General features: G+C 46.1%; 18 protein-coding genes. 10 read left to right on the top strand and 8 right to left on the bottom strand.

Going from position 1 to position 22,946, the window contains the following annotated elements; genetic code table 11:
• Entirely contained in the window at positions 1-357 is a 357-nt protein-coding gene (locus tag K1Y79_RS21340; protein ID WP_220252224.1) for a YraN family protein, read from the top strand.
• Positions 358-454: 97 nt separating this feature from the next.
• Here the strand turns inward: K1Y79_RS21340 and purB are convergent, their stop codons facing one another.
• Positions 455-1,798, bottom strand: a complete 1,344-nt coding sequence (purB, locus tag K1Y79_RS21345) for an adenylosuccinate lyase (RefSeq protein WP_220252225.1) — start codon at positions 1,796-1,798, stop codon at positions 455-457.
• A 64-nt stretch (positions 1,799-1,862) separates the two neighbouring features.
• Between purB and K1Y79_RS21350 the strand changes: the two genes are divergently transcribed.
• Both K1Y79_RS21350 and K1Y79_RS21355 read left to right on the top strand, forming a co-directional pair.
• On the top strand, positions 1,863-2,600 hold the full coding sequence (locus K1Y79_RS21350; RefSeq protein WP_220252226.1) for a menaquinone biosynthetic enzyme MqnA/MqnD family protein: 738 nt from the start codon (positions 1,863-1,865) through the stop codon (positions 2,598-2,600).
• A gap of 312 nt (positions 2,601-2,912) precedes the next feature.
• Positions 2,913-3,572, top strand: a complete 660-nt coding sequence (locus K1Y79_RS21355) for an NADPH-dependent F420 reductase (RefSeq protein WP_220252227.1) — start codon at positions 2,913-2,915, stop codon at positions 3,570-3,572.
• Between the two features lie 59 nt (positions 3,573-3,631).
• Here the strand turns inward: K1Y79_RS21355 and K1Y79_RS21360 are convergent, their stop codons facing one another.
• Positions 3,632-5,272, bottom strand: a complete 1,641-nt coding sequence (locus K1Y79_RS21360) for a M1 family metallopeptidase (protein WP_220252228.1) — start codon at positions 5,270-5,272, stop codon at positions 3,632-3,634.
• A 141-nt stretch (positions 5,273-5,413) separates the two neighbouring features.
• Between K1Y79_RS21360 and K1Y79_RS21365 the strand changes: the two genes are divergently transcribed.
• Complete coding sequence (locus K1Y79_RS21365; protein ID WP_220252229.1) at positions 5,414-7,036, top strand: ABC transporter substrate-binding protein; 1,623 nt, start codon at positions 5,414-5,416, stop codon at positions 7,034-7,036.
• A gap of 1,102 nt (positions 7,037-8,138) precedes the next feature.
• Here K1Y79_RS21365 and tyrS read toward each other — a convergent pair.
• Positions 8,139-9,344 carry a tyrosine--tRNA ligase gene (gene tyrS / locus K1Y79_RS21370; protein ID WP_220252230.1) on the bottom strand — a complete coding sequence of 402 codons (1,206 nt, stop codon included), beginning with the start codon at positions 9,342-9,344 and terminating at the stop codon, positions 8,139-8,141.
• Between the two features lie 598 nt (positions 9,345-9,942).
• On the opposite strand from tyrS, the gene K1Y79_RS21375 reads away from it, so the two are divergent.
• On the top strand, positions 9,943-10,713 hold the full coding sequence (locus K1Y79_RS21375; RefSeq protein WP_220252231.1) for an acyl-CoA desaturase: 771 nt from the start codon (positions 9,943-9,945) through the stop codon (positions 10,711-10,713).
• Between the two features lie 83 nt (positions 10,714-10,796).
• Here the strand turns inward: K1Y79_RS21375 and K1Y79_RS21380 are convergent, their stop codons facing one another.
• Genes K1Y79_RS21380 through K1Y79_RS21395 form a run of 4 tightly spaced genes read right to left on the bottom strand, consistent with a single transcriptional unit; the run spans position 10,797 to position 14,368 of the window.
• Positions 10,797-11,387: an HAD family hydrolase gene (locus K1Y79_RS21380; protein WP_220252232.1), complete on the bottom strand. Its 591-nt coding sequence runs from the start codon at positions 11,385-11,387 to the stop codon at positions 10,797-10,799.
• Positions 11,384-12,115 carry an SDR family oxidoreductase gene (locus tag K1Y79_RS21385; protein ID WP_220252233.1) on the bottom strand — a complete coding sequence of 244 codons (732 nt, stop codon included), beginning with the start codon at positions 12,113-12,115 and terminating at the stop codon, positions 11,384-11,386. The genes K1Y79_RS21380 and K1Y79_RS21385 overlap by 4 nt, the downstream gene beginning before the upstream one ends.
• Positions 12,116-12,149: 34 nt before the next feature.
• Entirely contained in the window at positions 12,150-13,481 is a 1,332-nt protein-coding gene (locus tag K1Y79_RS21390; RefSeq protein WP_220252234.1) for an FAD-binding oxidoreductase, read from the bottom strand.
• On the bottom strand, positions 13,481-14,368 hold the full coding sequence (locus K1Y79_RS21395) for a decaprenyl-phosphate phosphoribosyltransferase (protein ID WP_220252235.1): 888 nt from the start codon (positions 14,366-14,368) through the stop codon (positions 13,481-13,483). Before K1Y79_RS21395 ends, K1Y79_RS21390 begins: the two co-directional genes overlap by 1 nt.
• A gap of 145 nt (positions 14,369-14,513) precedes the next feature.
• On the opposite strand from K1Y79_RS21395, the gene K1Y79_RS21400 reads away from it, so the two are divergent.
• From K1Y79_RS21400 to K1Y79_RS21415, 4 genes are all read left to right on the top strand, one after another.
• The gene (locus K1Y79_RS21400) at positions 14,514-16,211 is read left to right on the top strand and encodes a hypothetical protein (protein WP_220252236.1); all 1,698 of its coding nucleotides are present in this window, start codon (positions 14,514-14,516) and stop codon (positions 16,209-16,211) included.
• A 55-nt stretch (positions 16,212-16,266) separates the two neighbouring features.
• Entirely contained in the window at positions 16,267-17,181 is a 915-nt protein-coding gene (locus K1Y79_RS29440) for an EamA family transporter (RefSeq protein WP_220252237.1), read from the top strand.
• 1,024 nt (positions 17,182-18,205) lie between these two features.
• Positions 18,206-19,462, top strand: a complete 1,257-nt coding sequence (locus K1Y79_RS21410) for a putative DNA modification/repair radical SAM protein (protein WP_220252238.1) — start codon at positions 18,206-18,208, stop codon at positions 19,460-19,462.
• A 127-nt stretch (positions 19,463-19,589) separates the two neighbouring features.
• Complete coding sequence (locus tag K1Y79_RS21415) at positions 19,590-20,360, top strand: TIGR03915 family putative DNA repair protein (protein WP_220252239.1); 771 nt, start codon at positions 19,590-19,592, stop codon at positions 20,358-20,360.
• On the opposite strand, the gene nfi is transcribed toward K1Y79_RS21415, so the two are convergent.
• Positions 20,361-21,068 carry a deoxyribonuclease V gene (gene nfi, locus K1Y79_RS21420; protein WP_220252240.1) on the bottom strand — a complete coding sequence of 236 codons (708 nt, stop codon included), beginning with the start codon at positions 21,066-21,068 and terminating at the stop codon, positions 20,361-20,363.
• A gap of 264 nt (positions 21,069-21,332) precedes the next feature.
• Between nfi and K1Y79_RS21425 the strand changes: the two genes are divergently transcribed.
• Entirely contained in the window at positions 21,333-22,931 is a 1,599-nt protein-coding gene (locus K1Y79_RS21425; RefSeq protein ID WP_220252241.1) for a T9SS type B sorting domain-containing protein, read from the top strand.
• Positions 22,932-22,946: the final 15 nt, after the last annotated feature.

The following is a 22,946-nucleotide window of genomic DNA, read 5'->3' on the forward strand; positions in this document are numbered from 1 at the left end:
ATGGCATCCCACATAGCTTTGGGCAAAAAAGGGGAGTCAATTGCGGTGGCACACCTGCAATTGCATCATTACAACATTATAGCGCTGAACTGGCGGCACCGGCGAAAAGAGATAGATATTATAGCCGGCAAAGAAGATTGTCTGGTATTCGTTGAGGTTAAAACACTGGCTACCGACTTATACGGGTGGCCAGAACAACATGTGACCACTGTAAAGCGGCGTAACATCCAGAGTGTAGCTACTGCTTATATGAACAAGATGCTTCAGCTGCCGAAGATTATCCGGTTTGATGTGATATCAATTACGTTTCAGCCTAACGGACTATACGAGCTGGTGCACATTGAAGATGCATTCTGATATCACGTAGTAGGTGCTAGTAACCAGGTATTTAATGCAGCGAATAAACGCATATCACGTTTCCTTCGCTGCATTAAATTATAGCATGTCTTGTTTATTAGTTTCCCCAGATGCCGGTATAGTTCTGTGGCGTAATGGCCTTTAGCTCTTTCTTCAAGGTAGCGCTGATCTTCAGTCCATCAATGAACTTATGCATGGTTTCCCGGGTAATATGCTCACCTCCACGTGTCAGATCTTTCAGTGCTTCGTAAGGTTTAGGGAAGTTCTCACGGCGGAGCACTGTCTGTATAGCCTCGGCTACCACAGCCCAGTTATTTTCCAGATCTTCTTCCAGCTTACCCTCGTTCAGGATCAGCTTACCCAGTCCTTTCTGAATAGATTTCAGTGCTAGTACAGTATGTCCGAAAGGAACGCCTACGTTACGTAACACGGTGGAGTCAGTCAGGTCGCGCTGTAATCTTGAAACAGGCAGTTTCGCACTCAGATGCTCGAAGATTGCATTGGCAAGACCGAGGTTACCTTCAGCATTCTCGAAGTCGATTGGGTTCACCTTATGCGGCATTGCAGAAGATCCCACCTCGCCGGCCTTCACCTTTTGTTTGAAGTAGTCCATAGAAATATACGTCCATACGTCACGGCAGAAATCTATCAGGATGGTATTAATACGTTTCAGCGTATCAAACTGAGCGGCAATATTATCATAGTGCTCGATCTGTGTGGTATACTTCATACGCTGCAGTCCGAGGGTATTGTTGACGAATTTATCACCGAACTTTTCCCAGTTTGTCTTAGGGAATGCTACATTATGCGCGTTGAAGTTACCAGTTGCACCACCGAATTTTGCTGCAAAAGGGATGTCTCCCAGCAATTTCACCTGGCCTTCCAGTCTTTCTACGAATACCAGTATCTCCTTACCCAGGATGGTTGGAGACGCCGGCTGACCATGTGTACGTGCCAGCATCGGTATTTTCATCCAGGATTTGCCTAGCTTCTTCAGATCCAGGATCAGATTGGCGATAGCAGGCATGAATACATGCTCGACAGCCTCTTTCCAGTAGAGTGGCGTAGCGGTGTTGTTAACATCCTGAGATGTCAGACCGAAATGTACCCATTCCAGCTTATCTTCCAGTCCGAGCGCCTTCAGCTCATTCTTAACAAAATACTCAACAGCTTTTACGTCGTGGTTGGTCACTTTCTCAGTTTCCTTGATCTGCTCTGCATGTTCAATGGTGAACTCCTGGTAGATCTTACGCAGTGCGGGTACCTGAGATTTGGAGAGTGTAAATACCTTCTGCTCTGACAGGGCGATAAAGTACTCTATCTCTACCAGTACACGGTAACGGATCAGTGCAAACTCAGAAAAATATGGAGCCAGTTCTTCCAGTTGTCTCCGGTAACGACCATCGAGTGGAGAAATGGCGGTTAAAGCTTGTAATTGCATAATGTTATTTGATTAGTGAGCGTTTATCACTTTTTGCCTAATTTAGCCGGCAAAATTACTGAAATTGGAACGGAAAGTAAAAGTAGCGGCAGTAAGTTATTTGAATACCAGGCCATTATTATACGGATTCAGGGAACACCCGGTGATGAATTTGCTGGAACTGAGTGTTGATTACCCTGCTAAAATTGCTCAGCAACTAATTGAAGGTGAAGTGGATGTAGCGCTTGTACCCGTGGCTGTCATCCCGAAACTGAAGGAATATCATATCGTTTCTGACTTTTGTATTGGTGCAGAAGGTCCGGTAGCTTCTGTATGTCTTTTCAGTGAAGTACCGCTGAACGAAATCAAGCGTATCTATCTCGATTACCAGAGCCGTACCTCTGTTGCGCTACTGAAAGTGCTGGTGCGTGAACACTGGAAACTGTCTGCAGAACTGATTGAAACCACAGGCGACTACCAGGATAAGATAAAAGGTACCGACGCCGGACTTGTTATTGGCGACCGAGCGCTCGAACAGCGTCATGTCTCTCCATATATATATGACCTTGCAGAACATTGGATGCGCTTTACCAGCCTGCCCTTTGTATTCGCTGCCTGGATCAGTAATAAGCCATTATCTCCGGAATTTATTCAGCAGTTCAACCATGCTAACAGCATCGGTATCAAGGATATACCCGCGATAGTTGCAGAGAACCCTTATTCTCTGTATGATCTGACTACTTATTACACACAAAATATCAGCTACCCGCTGACGCCATCTAAACGTCAGGGTATGCAGCGATTCCTCAGCTATCTGTATTAATCCGGAATCATTCATTAATAATCAGGCTTCACTGGTCGGTTCCTACCTGGGTTCAATCGAGGTAGGCCTGGTATTAAATCATGACGCAGGTGGTTGTTCCGATACTACCGGACCGCTACCTGCATCATGCACCTTTTTGTTGTTAACCGGCTTACAGCATGTATCCGCATTGCGATGCCTGTTCTATCTGTTCCTGATTGGTGATATACCAATCCCTCATATTAATACCGTAAGCCTGAAGCATTTAAACTATTGCATTCAGGTTTTTTGTTTATATTAGATACCCCATCTCTTCACCCAAATTCGGCGAATATGAAAATTGGAATCCTCGGTAGCGGCCCTGTTGGACTCACCTTAACAGAAGGACTGGTTATGGCTGGTCACGAAGTGATTCTCGGTACCCGCAATCCTGCCAAGGAATCCCTTCAGCAATGGATCAAAAAGAAGGGTAATGACCGCGTCACCGCTGGTCCCTTCCGGGAGGCGGCCGCTCAGGGAGAATTACTCGTCATCTGCACTAACTGGGCTGGTACCCAGAAAGCCATTGAGGCAGCCGGATTATGGAACTTTAAGAATAAGGTCGTAGTGGACGTCACCAATCCACTGGACGGGAAAGGCCCGGACCAGCAAGGGAGACTCAACTTCTCTATCGGACATAGTAATTCCGCTGGCGAACAACTCCAGGCCTGGCTACCGCCGGACGCACACGTGGTGAAGGCGCTCAGTTGTATCGGACATGAATCTATGTTCCGCTCTCACCAGGAGGCGGAGGGACCAACCATGTTTATCTGTGGGAACAAGAGATCCGCGAAGGCAGCTGTGACTAGCCTGTTGAATGAAATGGGGTGGAAAGATGTGGTAGATATGGGAACCATTGAGATGAGCCGGAATATCGAGCCGCTCAGTATATTATGGTACGCCTACGGTTTTCGTACGGGCTCCTGGACACATGCCTTCAAATTGGTCAAATAAAAAGACCAGGAATCCAGGGTGTCTCACCCCACATTCCTGGCCTTACTAATAAAAATGCATTATATCTCTTTTGTATTGATATAGAAGTTCGGATCTACCTTAAACTGCTTGCGGTCAGACAATGTCAGTGTCATGGACTGCCAGTTCCTGCCCGGATAGATGAAAGTATATCCATTGTCAGTCAATGTTACCTTCACAGGCATATTAAAATTCTCTACGTCAGTCACCCAACGGAACTTTAACTGTGAACCCTCGAAATGATATTCCAGGGTAGGGATGGTTGTCGTTGTCAGATACTGCTCAAATACCTTGTTGAAGTTCATATTTGTCTGCTGGTTGAAAAACTCTTCTACCTGACGGGTGGTAACCGTCTGATGCCAGAAGGTTTTGTTCAAGCCACGCAGAATCTCGCGGAACTTATCATCATTATTCACGATCTGACGGATCGTATGGATCATGTTCGCTCCTTTATAATACATGTCGCCACTGCCCTCGTTGTTCACACCATAATGGCCAATGATAGGTATATCATTCTGGATGTTCTTCCTGATACCAGTGATGTAGGCGAAGGCTGCTTCCTTACCGTATTGACACTCAGCGAATAAGGTTTCTGAGTAATTAGTGAAGCTTTCATGTACCCACATATCTGCAATGTCTTTGGTCGTAATATTATTACCGAACCATTCATGACCGCTTTCATGGATGATGATAAAATCGTACTTCAATCCCCAGCCGCTGCCGGAAAGGTCCGTACCTTTATAACCCATCTGAAACTTATTACCATACGCCACGGCACTCTGATGTTCCATACCCAGGTGCGGAGACTCTACCAGTTTGTAGCTGTCTTTATAAAATGGATACTTGCCAAACCAGAACTCAAAGCATTTCATCATATCTTTTACCACAGCAAAGTGGGTTTTTGCTGTATCTACATTGTAGTCAAGCACCCAGTAACTGAGATCCAGTTTCCCGCCTTCTCCGGAATATTGATCCTTGAACTCGGAATAATGCCCGACGTTCATTGCAACATCATAGTTATTGATCGGGTTAGACACATACCATGTCCATACAATATTACCATCACGATCCATGGTTTTCTTTTTCAGCCGGCCATTAGAGACGTTCACCAGATCGGGGGGAGTAGTGACGCTGATAGTCATATTATCAGGTTCGTCGCTCTGATGATCTTTGTTAGGCCACCATACACTGGCACCTAGTCCCTGGCAGGCGGTCGAAATCCAGGGTCTGTTCTGTTTGTCTTTTGCCCAGATCAGGCCTCCATCCCACGGAGCATTCTTCGCAATACGCGGACGGCCATGATAAGCTACAGTAATCTTTTTGTCTTTACCCTTGACCTGTTTCTTTGCTACTAATTCAATTAGTATCACATTGCCTTCCCTTTTGAAAGTCAGCGGGAGATTATCCTGGGTAACACTGTCCACCTGTAGCGGTTCCTGCAGATCTATCTGCATAATACTATCGACCTTCAATACCCGGTAAGTTATCGTGTTGGAACCGGAGATCGTACTATCGCGTAGTCTGGGTTTAACCTTTAGATCGTAGGATTTAACGTCCCACCAGCCACGCTCCCTGGTGATAGTCCCCCTTAGGGTATCTGCATGGGTAAACGTAGTGTGATGTTGGGCACCGGCACTTAAGGCCGTAAGCAAAACCAATAAAAGCATAGGAATGCCGCGCATAGAAATTCTCATTTTATGCCGGAAAGGTATTAATTTTCGCTTAATAATGCCTAACGCTGAAGGTTTAATGCTTAATGCTTTATGGAGATATCCATAAGTGGCAGGCAGGAGATGGTCAGCGGCTCAAGCCCAATTAGATACATGAGACTTCTTTACCTGCCATTAATATTACTGATAACCGCCTGTGGACATCCCGGGTCAACCGGTAAACAGGTTTTCCGTTACAACGTACCAGAAGGAATCGCTTCCCTGGATCCTGCGTTTGCCAAAAACCAGGCAGTCATATGGGCTGTCAGGCAGGTATACAATACACTGGTCGAGCCGGATGAACAGCTGAATATCCGTCCGTCGCTGGCCACCCGCTGGGACGTGTCTGAAGACCATAAGACATATACCTTTCATTTACGTCCGGACGTCTATTTCCATGATAGTGAGATCTTTCCGGAAGGTAAAGGCCGACGTATGACAGCCGGAGATGTGGTATATAGCCTGCGCAGAATTATACACCCGGCTACCGCCTCACCCGGTGCCTGGATATTCAACGGGAAGGTGGATCCGGAAAAAGGCTTCCTCGCGCTCAATGATTCTACCTTTCAACTGACCCTGCTGCAACCTTTCCATCCGGTATTGGGCATTCTGAGTATGCAATATTGTTCTATTGTTCCCCGTGAGGCTATTGAAAAGTATGGTAAGGACTTTCGCAAACACCCCTGCGGCACCGGACCGTTTTTGTTCTCCCTTTGGGAGGAAGGACAGGCGCTCGTACTACATCGCAACCCGCACTATTTTGAAAAAGACAGCGCTGGCCATTCACTACCTTACCTCGACGCTGTCAAGATCAGTTTCCTGGACAGTAAAGCCACCGAGTTTCTGCTATTCAGACAAGGCCAGCTCGATTTTATGAATGATATTGACGCTTCCTTTAAGGATGAGATACTTACAAAGAAAGGCCAGTTAAAGAAAGACTGGGAAGGAAAGCTGATACTTGATAAAAGCCCGTATCTCAATATTGAATATTTCGGCTTCCTGATGGATTCCTCGAAACCTACTGTAAAACATTCATCCTCAGCGATGAAGAAGGTGAGGCTGGCCATTAACTATAGTATCGACCGGTCGCGGATGATTACATATCTGCGAAACGGTATCGGTTTCCCGGCAACTGCCGGCTTTGTTCCTATGGGCTTACCCTCTTTTGATACCAGCCTGGTGAAAGGCTACCGCTATGATCCCGCTAAGGCAAGGCAGCTGCTCGCTGAAGCGGGCTTCCCCGAAGGTAAAGGACTGAATCCTATTAAGTTACTATCTATACCGGTATACGAGGATTACGCCAATTATGTAGCCAACCAGCTCCAGCAGGTAGGTATTCCGGTGCAGGTGGAGGTGATGCAAAAAGCCCTGTTGCTGGAACAGACAGCGAAATCCGAGGCATTGTTCTTCAGGGGTAGCTGGATGGCAGATTATGCAGATGCCGAAAACTACCTGGCTGTATTCTATAGTAAAAATCCTGCTCCGCCTAATTACACCCGTTATAATAATCCGGCATTCGACCGGTTGTATGAACAGTCGTTACGAGAGAATGATGATTCCCTCCGCTATCTATTATACCAACAAATGGATAGATTGGTCCTGGCAGACGCGCCCGTTGTTCCCTTATTCTATGACCAGGTCATTCACCTTGTGCAACCTAACGTAGAAGGGTTTACTAGTAACGCGCTTAACCTGTTGGAGCTTCGAAAAGTCAAAATCAGGCATCCGGAAGATTGATAATACATCCGCTGTGTATAGCCTGGAGGTGGCCGATCGGATAGTACTGACGGGCAGCGGCTGCCTAACCGGTAATGTTTGAAATTTGCAACTGTACTCCGGGCACTACATTTATTGATACCTTGGTTGCTGGCGTCCCCTTTTTGCTGAGGCTATCGGTTGCAGCGTATCCAATACTACGCTTTCTCCTATAAAAAGAGACATTACTGACACTGACTTCATCCGACACTGTCTGCTTAAATAGATCGGATGGAGCGCCTCCTGCAATCGGATTAAAAGCATCCTACGGTTCGGTAAGCCAACCTTGCTAACGCTGTTATTTATTATGCTCACAACTTCGACCGTACGCAACAAGCTACTTATTGTGTCGTAATTATAACTGTGTTTTAGGGGTAGTTAGATTAAATGGCCTGTTCGGACTTTGGATAATTTACCCCCGAGGCATCTTCTATTGTTGCTTCAGGCATTGTACACTGAGTTGTCATAAAGCACTGGTATAAGTAGCATGTTGTATTAAACTGATAATCAGCTTGGTATTATTACTTATTTGATAGATCATTTACCATTGATTATGTATATTTCAATGCCTATTTTCTGAATGATTTTGCCGGTTTTCCCTGACAGGTTGAGCATATTTCGTTCGGTGCCTGCCGGTCATTTTCAGACGGGTTAAGTCACTTATGTGAGAATATGTACCTTCCAATATCTACAATTGCCGTTCCCTTCAGTTCAAGTAATTTCCTACCGTACGCTGAGTAGGAACTGTTAGTTCTGGCTCCGAGAGGATATATGATAACAGACGTTAGGAGCCTGATTTTGTATATCCTACAGCCTGGCTGGAACCCTGGGACTAATGCCTTGTATATGTCTGACCAACTCCTTAGAAACAAGTAGTCTGATGTCATCAAGCTTACTAAAAACCACCAGGCATGATATACCATGACGAGCGATGATTGCTCCTCACTAGTTTGAATTTTGCAATGACGAAGGTTCTATGGTTTGGCAGCAACTAGGCAAGCAACCCCTGTATCTGACGTTTCGGACAGCACACCGGAAGGGTAGTGATTAGCAGGAACGTGAATGGCTCCTGCTAATACTGCACCTATACCAGCTCGACAAATAACCGCTTGCCAATCTTGACCCTCATACCTGACTTTAGCCTGACTAGCTCCACAGGATCGACCCGCTTTTCATTATCCAGGGTAACTGCCCCGTTGACTATCAGTCTCCTGATACCACTTCTCGTCTCGTCCTGCTTCAGCCTATGACAAACATCCAATAGCGGAACCGTAAGGTCCTTGAGGCCAAGTGACGCAATCAGAACCATGTCAAAGGTTTTCTCTTCGAACACCTTTCGCTGGAACTGATTGATAAAGAATGCTTCCGCAGCCTCAGCACTGCCAGCATCATGGTACTGACGCACAATATTCCCCGCAATCAGCTTTTTAATATGCATGGGATTCTCCCCGGACGACAGCCGCTCTCTTAAAGCCGACCGTTCATCCTCAGAGAAGTCTGTGGCCAGGTCAATGTACTCGGTAATTAAATGATCAGGAATGGACATCGTCTTGCCAAACATGTCTTCTGGGGTATCGGTGAGTCCAATAATGTTATTCAATGACTTACTCATCTTTTCTACTCCGTCCAGGCCCCGTAACAGCGGCATACACATAACTATCTGTGGCTCAAGATCATGAGCTTCCTGTAGGTGCCTGCCCGTCGTACAATTGAACAACTGGTCGGTACCTCCCATTTCTATATCCGCCTTGATTTCCACTGAGTCAAACGCCTGCAGAATAGGGTACATCAGTTCATGCATCGCAATAGGGACATTCTCAGTAAACCGCTTGTTGAAGTCATTGCGGTGTAACAGCTGCGCTACCGTCACCTTAGAGAGTAGTTGTAATATCTCATTGAATGTCAGCCGGTCCAGCCACTCGCCGTTAAATACGACCCGGCATTTCCCAGTGTCAATAATCCGGGAAAGCTGCCTGATATACGTTGCTGCATTCTCCATAACCGCCTCCTTGCTGAGCGGTTTACGACTCTTATTTTTCCCGGTAGGATCTCCGATCTGCGCTGTGAAGTTGCCGACAATGATCACGACCTGGTGTCCCAGTTCCTGAAATGCCCTCAGCTTTTTTAATACCACTGCATGCCCCAGATGAAGGTCGGGCGCTGTAGGGTCAAATCCCAGCTTAATGACTAATGGGCGGTTTTCTTTACTGGCCCTGGCTAATTTCTCTCTCAGGCCATGCTCAGGCAGAATGATCGCAACATTCTCCTGAAGGTGTGCTAGTGTTGTCATAATAAGATGTAAATAAAAAAGCCCCGGACAGATGACCTGTCCGGGGCTGCAGTTAGCTATGATGATTGTCAGTTACAATAATCGTTTCGCATAGTAGAAGGCATACCTCTCCCGGACCATTATTGTATAATAGTACTCTGAGAAGAAGGGAAGACGTAGTATGCTATTCAGAAATTTCATGCGACGGCAAAGATACAAAACAATTCCCTCACTAAATATACCACAGTACATAGACGCTATTGTCCTTGTAGCTCATCGTTTCGTTATGCATGAAGGCATATAGCAACTGTCCTTACAGAAATTATTTTATCCTTTACCCTTTATCAGGAGGTGGACATCAGAAAATCGGTCACTTCAGGCTGGTTGTTCACGAGCCTAGTGAGCCGGCCTCTAGTGGCTGATAAGTGCCGTAATTACTGCTTCGGCCTGCTCGATAATAGGTAGTTACACAATTTTAACATTTCCTAAACACCGCCTCTGTGGCTATGTTGCCGGTAATATAATCTATGTCTATGCTTGATAAGTAATTATTTATGAGGCTTCTCAGTCATTTTAGTCTAACTTTGATCCCTAATTCATTTATGTTTAAAGCGAGAAAATGACTGCGATTCTGATATTCTTTTTTTCACACTGGTTTTTATCATTGTTCTTCCACACCTTTTTCCTGCATAGATATGCATCCCACCAGATGTATACTACCAGCAAAGGATGGGAGAGAGTGTTCTACTTCTGTACCTGGTTCTTCCAGGGTACGTCTTACCTGGTACCGAGAGCTTATGGCGCTATGCACCGCATGCACCACGAGTTTAGCGATACCGAGCATGATCCGCATTCTCCACACTTCTTTAAAGATGTATGGTCAATGATGTGGCAGACCCGTAAACTCTACAATGATATCTACCACAGGAAAGTTGTTCTCGACGAGAAATTCACAAAAAATCCTCCGTTACCGGAGTGGGACGCAATGGACCGTTTCGGTGATAACAGCATCACCCGTCTGGCATGGGCTGGTATCTACATAGCGTTTTATGTAGCTTTCGCTCCGGCCTGGTATTGGTTCCTGCTGCTGCCGGTTCACTTCCTGATCGGACCTGTACAGGGTGCAGTAGTAAACTGGTGTGGTCACAAATACGGTTACCAGAGCTTTGACAATGGTGATAAATCCCGTAACACGTCGCCATGGGGCTTTTTACTGTTGGGAGAACTGTTCCAGAACAATCACCACAAACACGGCGATAGTCCTAATTTCGCTCAGAAATGGTTTGAAATCGATCCAACGTATCCGGTTATGAAGTTTTTCAACCTGGTAGGGATCATTAAACTGAAGAAACCACAGGCTAAAGTCGTAGACATGAAAGCCGCGGCATAGTTGAGATAGTAAGTAGAATAGATAGATAACGCTTCAGGCCATCAATGGTAGTCAGCAGACTATAATTGATGGCCTGAGTGTTTTTAGAATTTCCTGAAATAGCCGAACGTCGCCATCTGCAGCATTGGCCTGTCGCCACTCGTATCGCCATAGGCGTAAATATCTCCGAATGCCGGCAAGTCATACTGTTGACGTATCCGGCGTACCTTCTCTTCTCCGTTGCAATTCACACCTAGAATGCGGCCGGTGATCTTTCCTTCCTTTACTTCCAGCTGTGTGCCAATACATTCAATCCCTTCACTGTCTGCCCATGGCTTCACCCATTCCTGCGCAGATGCTGTCACTACCACCACGCGGTGCCCTTTGGACAGGTGCTCCCGGATCTCCTTTCGCGCCGTTTCCCTGATCAGGCCCGGCAGGGTATCCTGACAAAAGGCCGCACATTTTTCCCGGAACTGCTCAACGGGCGTACTCCGAAAGAAATATTGCAACACGATCTCCTTTGCACGCTGCTTGGATATGATCCCGCATTTCATCAGGGCAAGGGCCGGGGCAAGTACAGCCAGCCCCCTGTATAATGCGCCATTCCCTTTCTGAAAGCGAATGATCTCAAATAAAGTATCCCGGCGGGTGATCGTTCCATCAAAGTCAAAGAAAGCAATTGCCGGCTTCATAGTTTCAGCTTTTTGAATATAAACTCAGGTATAGATTTGATAATAAGCATAATATAACGCCAGAACCACTTCGTATAGATGACATTCTTTTTTGCCTTTACTGCTTTATAAATATCAGTCGCTACGTCCTGCGGTTGCGCCGTCAGCAGCGGGGGTAATTTCAGGTTTTCCGTCATACGGGTATAGACAAACCCGGGTTGTACGCTCAGCACATGAACACCTTTATGAAACAGGCGATTGCGTAATCCGCTCAGGTATGCGGTGAAGCCTGCTTTGGCACTGCCATACAGATAGTTACTCTGCCGGCCCCGTTCTCCGGCTACTGAACTGATGCCAACGATAGTTCCGGTACCCCGGCTGGCATAATCTTCTGCAACGATGTTCAACACAGACACCGCTCCGGTATAGTTGGTATGGAGAATACGGCTCGCTTCCTGCCAGTCGGTCTGTCCTTTTTCCTGCGAACCCAGGTACCCGAATACCGCAATAGTAATATCCGGTTTGGCGGTCAGCGAGTTATAAAAAGCCCCATGGCTGTTAAAATCAGTAGCATCGAAGGCATAGGAACTGGCCTGCACCTGGTAGCGGATGCGCAGGTCCTGCTCCAGCGCGGAGAGGGCCGAGACATTCCTGGCAGCCAGTTGAATATCATATTTGTTACCGGCGAACTGGCGGGCTATGGCCACAGCCATATCTGACCCAGCTCCCAGAATAAGAACAGTAGGCATATAATTGATGTCGGTATTTTATAATGGTGGTCGTTTATTGTGTCAGCAGTAATCTGTCTGATTGCACTGAACGGAACAACTTATCACCGTTGTACGTTTTAATGATATCGGCAAACTTTTGCGCGTTGGGGTAGCTTTGCCAGAAAACTTCCTGTTTCATGCGGGCATCCTTTGTCAGATAGAGCCTTCCGCCATATTGCAGCACGATCTCATCCAACTGATCCAGAAATTCAAACAATCCTTTGCGTACGGGGAAGTCAAGTGCCAGCGTATACCCCTCCATCGGAAACGAAATCAGGTCGTTCTGCTTACCAAACACTTTCAGTACGGCCAGGAAGGAGCCCAGGCCCGCGTCGCTGATACGTTTGAGAATGGCAACCAGGCCTTCTTTCTTTTCCAGCGGCAGTACAAACTGATATTGTACAAAGCCGGCCTTACCATAACCACGATTCCAGTGCAGGATAGCATCCAGCGGATAGAAGAATGGCTCGTAAGGAATGACATTGTTGATTTCCCGTTTCGTATTTTTGAGGTAATATAACCAGTTAAATGCCTTAACAGTCAGCGTGTTAAGCGTAAAGGAGGGGAGGTTGAACGGCATGGACAGCTTCCGTTTCTGCCCAAGTTCCAGCGGTGCTTTACGTTGCTGTTCATTCAATTCTTCCGGAGTTGCATGCTCTCCTACGATCAATATACCACGGCCAAAGGCGTCGCCTTTCTGCAGACAGTCAATCCAGGCCATGGAATAGGTATAAGCGCTGTATTCTTCAAAGAGACGGATCAGATCTTCCAGGTTTTTGGCTTTGATCTGCTTTTGCCGGATGTAGGCCGTACCAATCTTCTTCAGTCCGAACTTTACCCTAGTAATAATACCAGTTAGTCCCATGCCACCACAGGTAGCCCAGAAAAGGTCTGGCTCTTTTTCGGCAGAACAGGTGATCGTCTCTTTATTACCGGTAATAACATCCATTTCAATGATATGCCTGGAGAAAGAACCGTCAACATGGTGATTCTTTCCATGAACATCCGAAGCCACTGCACCACCAATAGTAATAAACTTGGTTCCCGGCGTTACCGGCAGAAACCATCCTTTGGGAACTATAATGTCGAGAATCTGATCGAGTGTGATACCTGACTGACATTCAAACACGCCATTGGTCGTATCGAAAGCCAGTACCTTATCATATTTAAGGGTGGAAACACTGTGCTTTGCCAGTGAAGCGTCGCCATAACAGCGACCATTGCCGCGGGCGATAACAGATGAATGAGCAGATATAAAATCCTGCACCTGATCTTCCTGAGAAAAAGTTGACTCGTCACAGGAGATTGCGGGGTAGTTGCCCCAGTTAGCTAACCGTCTTTCCATTACTCAAAAAAACTTTTGTTAGTGGGTAAATAAATAATCACATAAAAACTCAGCACCCACAGGAGTATGGTTAATTGAATGAAACGGTCTTTGTATAGGATTTTGGTCGGAGAACCTGTATTATTCTCCACATATGTTATTTGCAAATATCGTAATAATCCACCAATTACAAAAAGACATGTATAATAAAGGCGGTAAGTACCAAAGCGCGCCATCGTTTCCGGAGCCATGGTGTACATCAGGTAAGCCACGATGATCACCGCCGACACCAGCGCCAGCATCACGTTCATAAAGTCCATGTTATAACCTTTCACCGCCTTCCGCATATCTTTTCCTGACTCGGTTTTGATCAGCACATCATCTCTTCTTTTGGCAATCGCCATAAACAACGCCAGTAGAAACACCATGATCATCAGCCATTCAGATACAGCTACTGTTGCAGCCACGCCACCAGCCTTCACCCTCAACACAAAGCCAGCCGAAAGAATCAGGATATCCAGGATAGAGATGTTCTTCAGTCCGAAGGAATATAATAGGTTGATAATAAAGTAAATACCGATTACAAAGGCAAACTTGGGTTTCACATACCAGGCTAATAGTCCGCCAATAACCAGACACAATACAAAAAATACCAGTGCTGCAGGTTTAGATACTGCACCGGATGCAATAGGACGTTTACACTTTACCGGATGTATCCGGTCTGCTTCCACATCTTTATAATCATTAATAATATAGATACTGCTGGCCACAAGACTGAATGCAAAGAATCCGATCAATAGTTCGACAACTTTCTCCAGATTAAAAATTTCGCCCGCAAAGAAAAGGGGAATGTACAGGAAGAGATTTTTTGCCCAATGGGAGGGTCTTAACAGTTTTAAATATTGCACGGGGATATAACTTATAGTTAATGCCAAGATACGACTGATTACCGAACAACCATGCCAGGAAATGCTTATTTCGGGTAAATTCTACTATTTTTGAGCCCGTTCATGTTTATTTGTACTCGATTTCATCATTTTATTACCCCTTTTTATGCCATCGACTCTTGCTCCGTTCAACCGTAAAGGTGCATTGATAACGGAATTACTGGTTATTATCTGTCTGGCCCTGGTGCCGTTGTTTGTCACGTTTCCGTACAGGGTGAATATCTTTCTTTCCTGGGAAGGGGCTTACCGGATCTCACAAGGACAAATTCCCTACAAAGATTTCGGACTCCCGCTCGGCTACGGCTTCTGGCTCATGCCCGCCTTGTTTTTCAAGCTGTTCGGTCCACAGCTGATCTCTTTGGTAAAGGCCCAGGTATTCATGAATATTCTGGCCGGATTGTCATTCCGCTATATCCTGCAAAGCCTCAACGTCAGACCGGCCATCAGGGTATTATCTGTGTTACTGTTCGTATTATCTTATTCGTTCTTTAACTTCTGGCCCTGGTACAACCAGACCGTTATTGTCTATGAACTGATCGGACTGGCCTTCCTATTCCGCTTCCTGATGGGCCCCGGTGGTAAGCTGCGCTATGTGTTTCTTTTTCTGGCCGCTGCGTTTACGTTCCTGTCCTTTTTTACCAAACAGGATGGTGGCGGACTCGCCTTGTTGCTCGCCCTGGCATTACTCGGCTACAACGCTTTTGTGACAAAAAGATGGCTCGATGTGCCGGTATTTCTCGCATTTTATGGCCTGGTAGCGGCTGCATTTATTGTACCCTTGCTGCCTTACGGTTTTGGCTATTGGTTCAATCATGGACAGGCTCCGCATAACTCACGCCTATCATTATATGATATACTCTCCGAAATAATGGGTGCATCTCAATGGATTAAGTTCTATTTTGTAATGGTGGTTGTGTGCCTGGCACCTGTTTTTCCCGACTGGAAAGGGTTCCTGGTGAAAAGAGAAGCGATGTTGTTCACTTTACTGACCCTGGGTATACTGGTCGAAGCGGCTATATTTCAGGTAACCAGTTACACACCGCCTGATAACAATATCTTCTTCCACGCATTCGCTTTCGCATTCATTGCTAGTAGATTAAGCGAGCAACTGCACCTGCAGCTTGAACGTTGGGGCGCTTTCACATTAACGGCGGCACTTGTATTATTATGGTGGTCCGGATCTTTCTGGAAATACCTTGACAGAATTGTCGCCCGTATTGTTCCTCACGAACAGGTCATTGCGGGGAAAGCGAGCGCAACAACTGTGGATAGTTCTTCCTATGCGATCTACAATCCGCAGATTAGTGCCACAGGTGAGAACGTAGTATCCCGTAATAATTTCATGCTGAACACCGACACTACCGACGTGCCGGTAGAGAAATGGATCTTCTCTGATCTCTGGGCATTTGAAAAGATCTATATGCCGCCATCTACCGTTGAAGGTATGAAAAGACTGATGGCCATGCCTGTTGTAAAGGAGAAGAAAGAAGCGCTTAAACTGCTGAATATGACCGAGCTGACGCCATTGGCACAAGCAATGCCATATCAGCTGGAGACAGGCAGTGACTATCCATTATGGTATCACTTGGGAGTAGGCATGTTTAACCGGCAGCTGGAGATGTTCAGTAACAAGGTGAAAAACCATCACTACGATGTGGTGTTATATGAATATGCGCCTGGTAATAACAACTTTTTCCCTTTTGCATTAAGATATGAACTACAGCAGCACTACCGGAAGGTAGACGAGTTTCTGGCACCTAGACGTCCGACAAACGCCATCATTGAAGTGTTTGTGGCGAAATAGTAAGCTGGACTTCAAAGCTTTGTGTAGTATTTAATTACTTTTTACTCATTTTCCTGTGACTACTGATACTGTGTCAAATAAGCCGGATAACACAAAGCTCTGGACGTTCTTATCTGCTGTATATATTATATGGGGATCTACCTACCTGGGGATGAAAATCGCTACGGAGGTAGTTCCCCCTTTTTTGCTCTCCGCCTTCCGTTTTCTGGTAGCAGGATCCATCATGGGACTACTTGGCTGGCGTATTGAGAAACAGCTGCCTTCCCGGCAACAGGTATTATCCGCAGCTTTTGTTGGATGGATGCTTATTGGGATTGGTAATTCCTGTACAGCGCTCGCCGTTCACTATATGCCTTCCGGACTGGTCGCCCTTATTGTGGCTGCTATACCAGTATGGTTTGTTGGCCTGGACTGGGCATTCTTCAGCAAGCAACGTCCTACAGCGATGACTATCACAGGCATCCTTATCGGACTGGCCGGATTGTTCCTTTTATTTAATCCATTTGCCCCTCACCATGACCGCTCTTACCCCTTATGGCCTATCGCAATCCTGGCCGGGGGATGCGCGTGCTGGGCGCTCGGTTCATTATCGGTATCCAAGCTCACTATGCCAGCACCAATTACCTCCGCGGGATTACAGATGCTGACAGGGGCAGTGTTTTGCTTCCTGATAAGCGCCATCATTGAGCCAGACGCCTGGGATACGCTCCAACATATAACGTACAGATCAATCGCGGCCTACATCTACCTGGTGTTAATCGGTTCGCTGGTCGGCTTTACGTCTTATAGCTGGCTGACGCGTAATGCGCCTCCCAGACTGCTCTCCACTTATGCATACGTGAACCCTATCGTGGCGCTGTTCCTGGGATGGGCCATCGGCCATGAAAATCTTTCCTCTCAGGCATTACTTGCCTGTGTGATCGTTATCGGTGGCGTCGTGCTGATGACATTGCGTAAGCGAAAAGCTTGACTCTTATTCAATAACTTCTCTTTCCTATTAATATACCCTGCTAAACGGGGCAGGGGAAATATTACCTATCGGATAAGTAAATTTCTTCCTTAAATAACTGTTTTCCAGCTATTATATACTCATCATTTCATTTCATTTATAATGGATGATTTTTAGAGGAGATGTAGTCCGGCTGCGAAACATCGGCGGCTAGTTGCTGAAAACACTGCGTAAAGAAGACTAGTGACGTTGTTCTGCGGACCAAAGGGAATACTATACAATTCCGCATATAAAGCGACGGTAAGAAGGTGGACTTGAATATAGCTAAGGTAGTCCTAGGGTAGTCGAAGCGACGGTAAGAAGGTGGACTTAAATATAGCTAAGGTAGTCCTAGGGTAGTCGAAGCGACGGCAACAAGGTGGACTTGAATATAGCTAAGGTAATCTTAGGGTAGTCGAAGCGACGGTAAGAAGGTGGACTTGAATATAACAAGGGTAGTTCTAGGGTAGTCTAAGCGACGATAAGAAGGTGGACTTGAATACAGCTAAGGTAGTCTTAGGGTAGTCGAAGCGACGGCAACAAGGTGGACTTGAATATAGCTAGGGTAGTCCTAGGGTAGTCGAAGCGACGGTAAAAAGGTAGACTTGAATATAGCTAAGGTAGTCTTAGGGGAGTCGAAGCGACGATAAGAAGGTGGACTTAAGTATAGCTAAGGTAGTCCTAGGGTAGTCGAAGCGACGGCAACAAGATGGACTTGAACATGGCTAGGGTAGTTCAATAGTAGTCTAAGCTACGATAACACCGTGAACTTAAATATATAAAGAGTCGCCCCAAAGTGATCTGCGATATTATAATAGCTTGCAACAGAACACGATAATGGCACTTCAGTCAACATCACCCCCCTCAATATAAAGGTACGAAAAAATAGTTAGTCGCCGAAGAAGCCCTGCTGGAAACAGATCAGCGATATTATGAGCGGACACTACCTCTAATTAATTTAGTATTTACTAAAAATATTAGTAATTTAGTTTCTTAGAAGATTGTTATGGAGAGGATTCAGGAAAAACTCGCAATACTGGCGGATGCTGCTAAATATGATGCATCCTGTGCTTCCAGTGGTAGTAACAGAAAAAATACGACCAAGGGGTTAGGTAATGCTCACCCGGGAATGGGCATCTGTCATTCTTATACTGCGGACGGCCGTTGCGTATCGTTATTGAAGATCTTATTGACCAATGTATGCATATACGATTGTGCATATTGTGTATCCCGGAAGAGCAATGATATCAAGCGAGCTGCCTTCACGGTGCAGGAAGTGGTGGATCTTACCATTAACTTTTATCGCCGGAACTATATTGAGGGTTTATTTCTGAGTTCAGGCATTTTCAAAGATCCGGACTATACGATGGAACGTCTGGTAAGAGTCGCCAAGAAGTTAAGGACCGAGCATAATTTTAACGGGTATATTCATCTCAAGGCAATACCTGGTGCGAGCGATGATTTGATGCGGGAGGCTGGTTTGTACGCGGATAGGCTTAGTGTTAATCTGGAGCTGCCTACTGATGCCGGTCTGAAGTTACTGGCACCTGAGAAAAGCCGGCCGGCCATGATTCAGCCCATTCAGTTTCTCAAAAATGAGATTATCAGACTGGATGATGAGCGGAAGGTGCTGAAGAAGGTGCCGACATTTGTTCCTGCCGGACAAAGTACGCAGGTGATCGTTGGTGCAGCAGGAGAGTCAGATATGGAAATCATGCACCTGGCTTCCCGGTTTTACAGGCAGTTTGCTTTAAAACGGGTGTATTATTCAGGGTATGTGCCGATCAGTAGTGATAACAGGTTGCCAGGTTTACATAGTCAGGTGCCGTTATTAAGAGAGAATCGTCTATACCAGGCCGACTGGCTGATGAGATTCTATGGATTTGAGCCGCAGGAGTTGCTAAATGATACACATCCGAATCTTGATACAGACATAGACCCTAAACTATCCTGGGCTTTACGAAATCTGGACAGCTTTCCTGTCGATATCAATAAGGCTGATAAGATGCTGATTGCCAGAGTCCCGGGCATTGGTATGGAAAGTTTACGTAAAATATGTGCTGCACGAATGCATGGACCACTCGGTTGGGATCAGCTGAAGCTAATGGGTGTGCAGTTAAATAAAGCGAAGTATTTTATTACGTGTAAGGCCGGTGCACTGGAACGAAGGGATCTGACCTCTGAGCAGATCCGGCAACAACTGCTGGCGCAATCTCATAGTAAATGGGTGAAAGCGCATAGTCCGCAATTGCAGTTGTTTTAAATGATGAATCAATATCTGAAAGATTGTCTATGCTATGAATTGCTCAATGTTATTGTCTGTCAGGCTATCAGCGTGCTGTGGTTAGTATAGTTGGTAGTCTGCAGATAGTAACCTAAATGCTATTAAAATGACTACGTGGTTGTATGATGGAAGTTTTGACGGCTTCCTTTCTGCCGTATTCGATTTATACTGGCAGAAGAAGACGGATGTTGTGATCAGGAAAGAGCAGGATCATGTGAAAGGTTTGTTTGAGAATGTCATCTTTATGCCGACAATTACTGCGAATGCTGACAGGGTTTGGGCAGGATTAACGAAGAAGTTGACGGAAGCAGTGCTCCAGCAGCTGTTTTGTTGTTATCTGTCAGAACTGCCTGGCGAAGAGGATAATATGGTCGGTTTTATCAGGCATGTATTTGCCAGTGAGCAGGATGTATCTGGTGATTTTGGTAATAAATACGTGCTTCATGTTACCCAGCTTTCCCGGAAGGTACACCGTGAGAAGCACCGCATGGAGGCGTTCGTACGTTTCCAGCTGACAAAAGACAATATCTATTATTCCCTGGTATCTCCGGACTACAACGTTCTACCGCTGATAGCCCGGCATTTTAAGGAAAGGTATGCAGACCAGTATTGGATCATCTATGATGAACGCAGGCGGTTCGGTATCTATTACAATCTCGATAAGGTGGAAACCATACGTTTACAGTTCAATGCAGATTATGATCCGCATTACCATACAACAGGAAATGTATGGGCACCTGAAGAGGAGCTTTATCAGCGCTTATGGAACACCTATTTCAAGGAAGCCAATATTGTAAGCAGGAGAAATCCGCGGTTACAACTGCAACATATGCCAAGGCGCTACTGGAAATATCTGACGGAAATGCGCCTGGGTTGATCACATAGGCAATTGTCTCAGGTCAGTGTATCCTTCCGATATTTCGCCTAATCTGAACTGGTTAACCAGGTTATGTGCCATACGGGTGGGCTCAGGTAAACGGTACCTTCCTATACATTGAGAAATGATGTCTATCGTACTGGGTACATCCATGAGATGTCCGGGAGAAACAAAGACGGGTTTGACGGCATTTTTTGTACGTAGGGCAGCACCAACTACCTCATTCTTAAAGATTAAGGGAGAATGACTTCCTTTTATGGATGCAGGTTCTTCAAATTGTCCGCAAAGTACCTTCTTGGCGCAACCAACAGTAGGCGTTCCTGCAACAACGCCGAAGTGTGCCGCAATACCCATTCGTCTGGGATGAGCAATGCCATGACCATCCACCACCAGCAGATCGGGTTTCTGCGGAAGGTTGTCCCAGGCTTCCATCAGCGCCGGTACTTCACGGAAGGCCAGATAACCCGGTACATAGGGGAACAGCACTTCTTTTTTGATAACAGAGTAACCTACGGGTACCAGCTCCGGAAACTGTAACAGGATAACGCCGGCATAAACCGTTGTGCTGAACTTATTGAAAGAGATGTCTGCACCGGCAATAATATTGATCGGAAATTCCCTGGGTTTAACAATGATGTTCTCCCGGAGGTTGTTTTGTATCTCCGTAGCGGCGGTAACTTTTAGATTATCATAGTCTAACAATGGCATATTGCAAGTTTGGTAGCCAGACGTACAATTTTTGCTCCAATTACTATGGGGGACCTAAACCGGCTGGATTTTCCGGCATAGGGTATAAATAGCCGGCGGCTGATCCATGAGACCAACCGCCGGCTTTTTACATCTGGACAAAGAAGTACACGGATAGTAATAAGCAGTTGGGGCAACAACAGGGCACGCTGGTACTGGCGCAGTAATATAAATTGTCTATATTCGGTTTGTTATTATCCGTTGGGCCTTATAGTAATCGATAAAATGCGAAGTAACAATTATACCTATTATAGATATACACTACTATTCCTGCTGTTCTTCCTGACCAATTCTGTTTCTGCCCAACAGATTATCTATCTTAAGAACCCATCTCTGGATCCTCAGACGCCTGGAACTTCTATTATTGCTGATAAATGGGATAGTGATGCGCCTTACCCTGTGGTAGGTCCTGACTTTACCCGGGATGCTGATATACCTGCTTCGGATGGACGCTATTTTATCGAATTATATAGCCTGTATGACCGTAATTCCTACTCCACGCCACCCGGCCAGATAGAATTTTGGTCGCATTCGATAGGTCAGCAGTTGGATGAGACGCTATATACCGGTAGAACGTATTCCTTATCATTTGATCTGAAGACATCCACTTCTGATCCATACCCAAACTTAAATAGACCATTTTATGGCTCAATGGTAATTATGGGTAGTCGCGCAAAAGGAGCTCCGGAGACGCAGGTGTATGCGTCCGGTAAGTTCTCCCATGCAGACTGGAAGCAATACGAGGCTGTGTTCACTCCAACATCGGATATCAATTATATACGTATAACCTCGGTCTCATTGGATGGCGATACAGCCAACGTAGTGACTGATATTGATAATCTGTCTCCCATCAGTGAAACGCTGGAGGTAGTGGTAACTACCGGCAAGTCCTGCCCAGGTGCAGCAACTGGTTTTGCCCGGGCAGAGATACCTAACCCGATTGATACCTATACATATCTGTGGATGCCCGGTAATTATACCACAAGTGTAGTTACCGGACTGGCTGCAGGTACCTATAAACTGACAATCCGGGGCGCTACCGGCTCCACGGCTATCCGGGATGTAACAGTAGCGGCTTATGATATTGCGGCAACTGCTACAGTAACAGGAATCAGTTGTTATGGTAAAACCGACGGCGCGATAGCGATTGCTGCTACCGGCGGACAATCGCCTTACACCTATCAGCTGGATGATGGTCCTGTTACCGGGACAGGTAATTACAGTGAGCTTTCCCGTGGTCAATATAATATTAAGGTCACAGACCAGCTATGTAGTATTGATGTGCAGGTAACTATGCCAGAACCGGAACAACTGAATATACAGGCAGTACAGACAAAACCTGTTACTTGTAACAATGCTGCCAATGGCCAGATCGTTCTTACAGCTACCGGTGGTACCGCGCCTTATACATATGAGGTACATTCCGGTACCTCGCAGGCAGACAGTATAATCGGCAAACTGGACGAGGGGAGTTATCAGTATACGGTGACAGACCGGCATAATTGTTCGGTTAGCGGAGTAGCGGTGATCACGCGGGAATGGAGTAATTGTGGGGTCTATGTTCCTACGGCCTTCAGTCCTAACGGCGATGGTATGAATGACATATTTCGCGTGAAACTCCAGGACGACGTCACGGCCTACTATATTGCTGTCTATGGCCGTTGGGGGGAGCTGGTCTATGAATCCCGTGATCCTTATGCTGTCTGGGACGGAAGATTTAAAGAAACACCGCTGCCGGCAGGTACTTACGTATGGACTGTCACTTATACAGATAGTAAGAATCAGCAATTACAGCAGAAGGGAACTTTAGTGCTGGTAAGATAACCGGGCGATAACGGA

The sequence above is a fragment of the Chitinophaga rhizophila genome (assembly GCF_019492185.1).
In the GTDB taxonomy this organism is placed as follows: domain Bacteria; phylum Bacteroidota; class Bacteroidia; order Chitinophagales; family Chitinophagaceae; genus Chitinophaga; species Chitinophaga rhizophila.

Excerpts from the sequence above, each read along its gene's own strand:
- K1Y79_RS21340 (WP_220252224.1), top strand. The coding sequence starts at position 1 with ATGGCATCCCACATAGCTTTGGGCAAAAAAGGGGAGTCAATTGCGGTG.
- purB (WP_220252225.1), bottom strand. The coding sequence starts at position 1,798 with ATGCAATTACAAGCTTTAACCGCCATTTCTCCACTCGATGGTCGTTAC.
- K1Y79_RS21355 (WP_220252227.1), top strand. The coding sequence starts at position 2,913 with ATGAAAATTGGAATCCTCGGTAGCGGCCCTGTTGGACTCACCTTAACA.
- K1Y79_RS21360 (WP_220252228.1), bottom strand. The coding sequence starts at position 5,272 with ATGCGCGGCATTCCTATGCTTTTATTGGTTTTGCTTACGGCCTTAAGT.
- K1Y79_RS21365 (WP_220252229.1), top strand. The coding sequence starts at position 5,414 with ATGAGACTTCTTTACCTGCCATTAATATTACTGATAACCGCCTGTGGA.
- tyrS (WP_220252230.1), bottom strand. The coding sequence starts at position 9,344 with ATGACAACACTAGCACACCTTCAGGAGAATGTTGCGATCATTCTGCCT.
- K1Y79_RS21375 (WP_220252231.1), top strand. The coding sequence starts at position 9,943 with ATGACTGCGATTCTGATATTCTTTTTTTCACACTGGTTTTTATCATTG.
- K1Y79_RS21380 (WP_220252232.1), bottom strand. The coding sequence starts at position 11,387 with ATGAAGCCGGCAATTGCTTTCTTTGACTTTGATGGAACGATCACCCGC.
- K1Y79_RS21385 (WP_220252233.1), bottom strand. The coding sequence starts at position 12,115 with ATGCCTACTGTTCTTATTCTGGGAGCTGGGTCAGATATGGCTGTGGCC.
- K1Y79_RS21390 (WP_220252234.1), bottom strand. The coding sequence starts at position 13,481 with ATGGAAAGACGGTTAGCTAACTGGGGCAACTACCCCGCAATCTCCTGT.
- K1Y79_RS21400 (WP_220252236.1), top strand. The coding sequence starts at position 14,514 with ATGCCATCGACTCTTGCTCCGTTCAACCGTAAAGGTGCATTGATAACG.
- K1Y79_RS21410 (WP_220252238.1), top strand. The coding sequence starts at position 18,206 with ATGGAGAGGATTCAGGAAAAACTCGCAATACTGGCGGATGCTGCTAAA.
- K1Y79_RS21415 (WP_220252239.1), top strand. The coding sequence starts at position 19,590 with ATGACTACGTGGTTGTATGATGGAAGTTTTGACGGCTTCCTTTCTGCC.
- nfi (WP_220252240.1), bottom strand. The coding sequence starts at position 21,068 with ATGCCATTGTTAGACTATGATAATCTAAAAGTTACCGCCGCTACGGAG.
- K1Y79_RS21425 (WP_220252241.1), top strand. The coding sequence starts at position 21,333 with ATGCGAAGTAACAATTATACCTATTATAGATATACACTACTATTCCTG.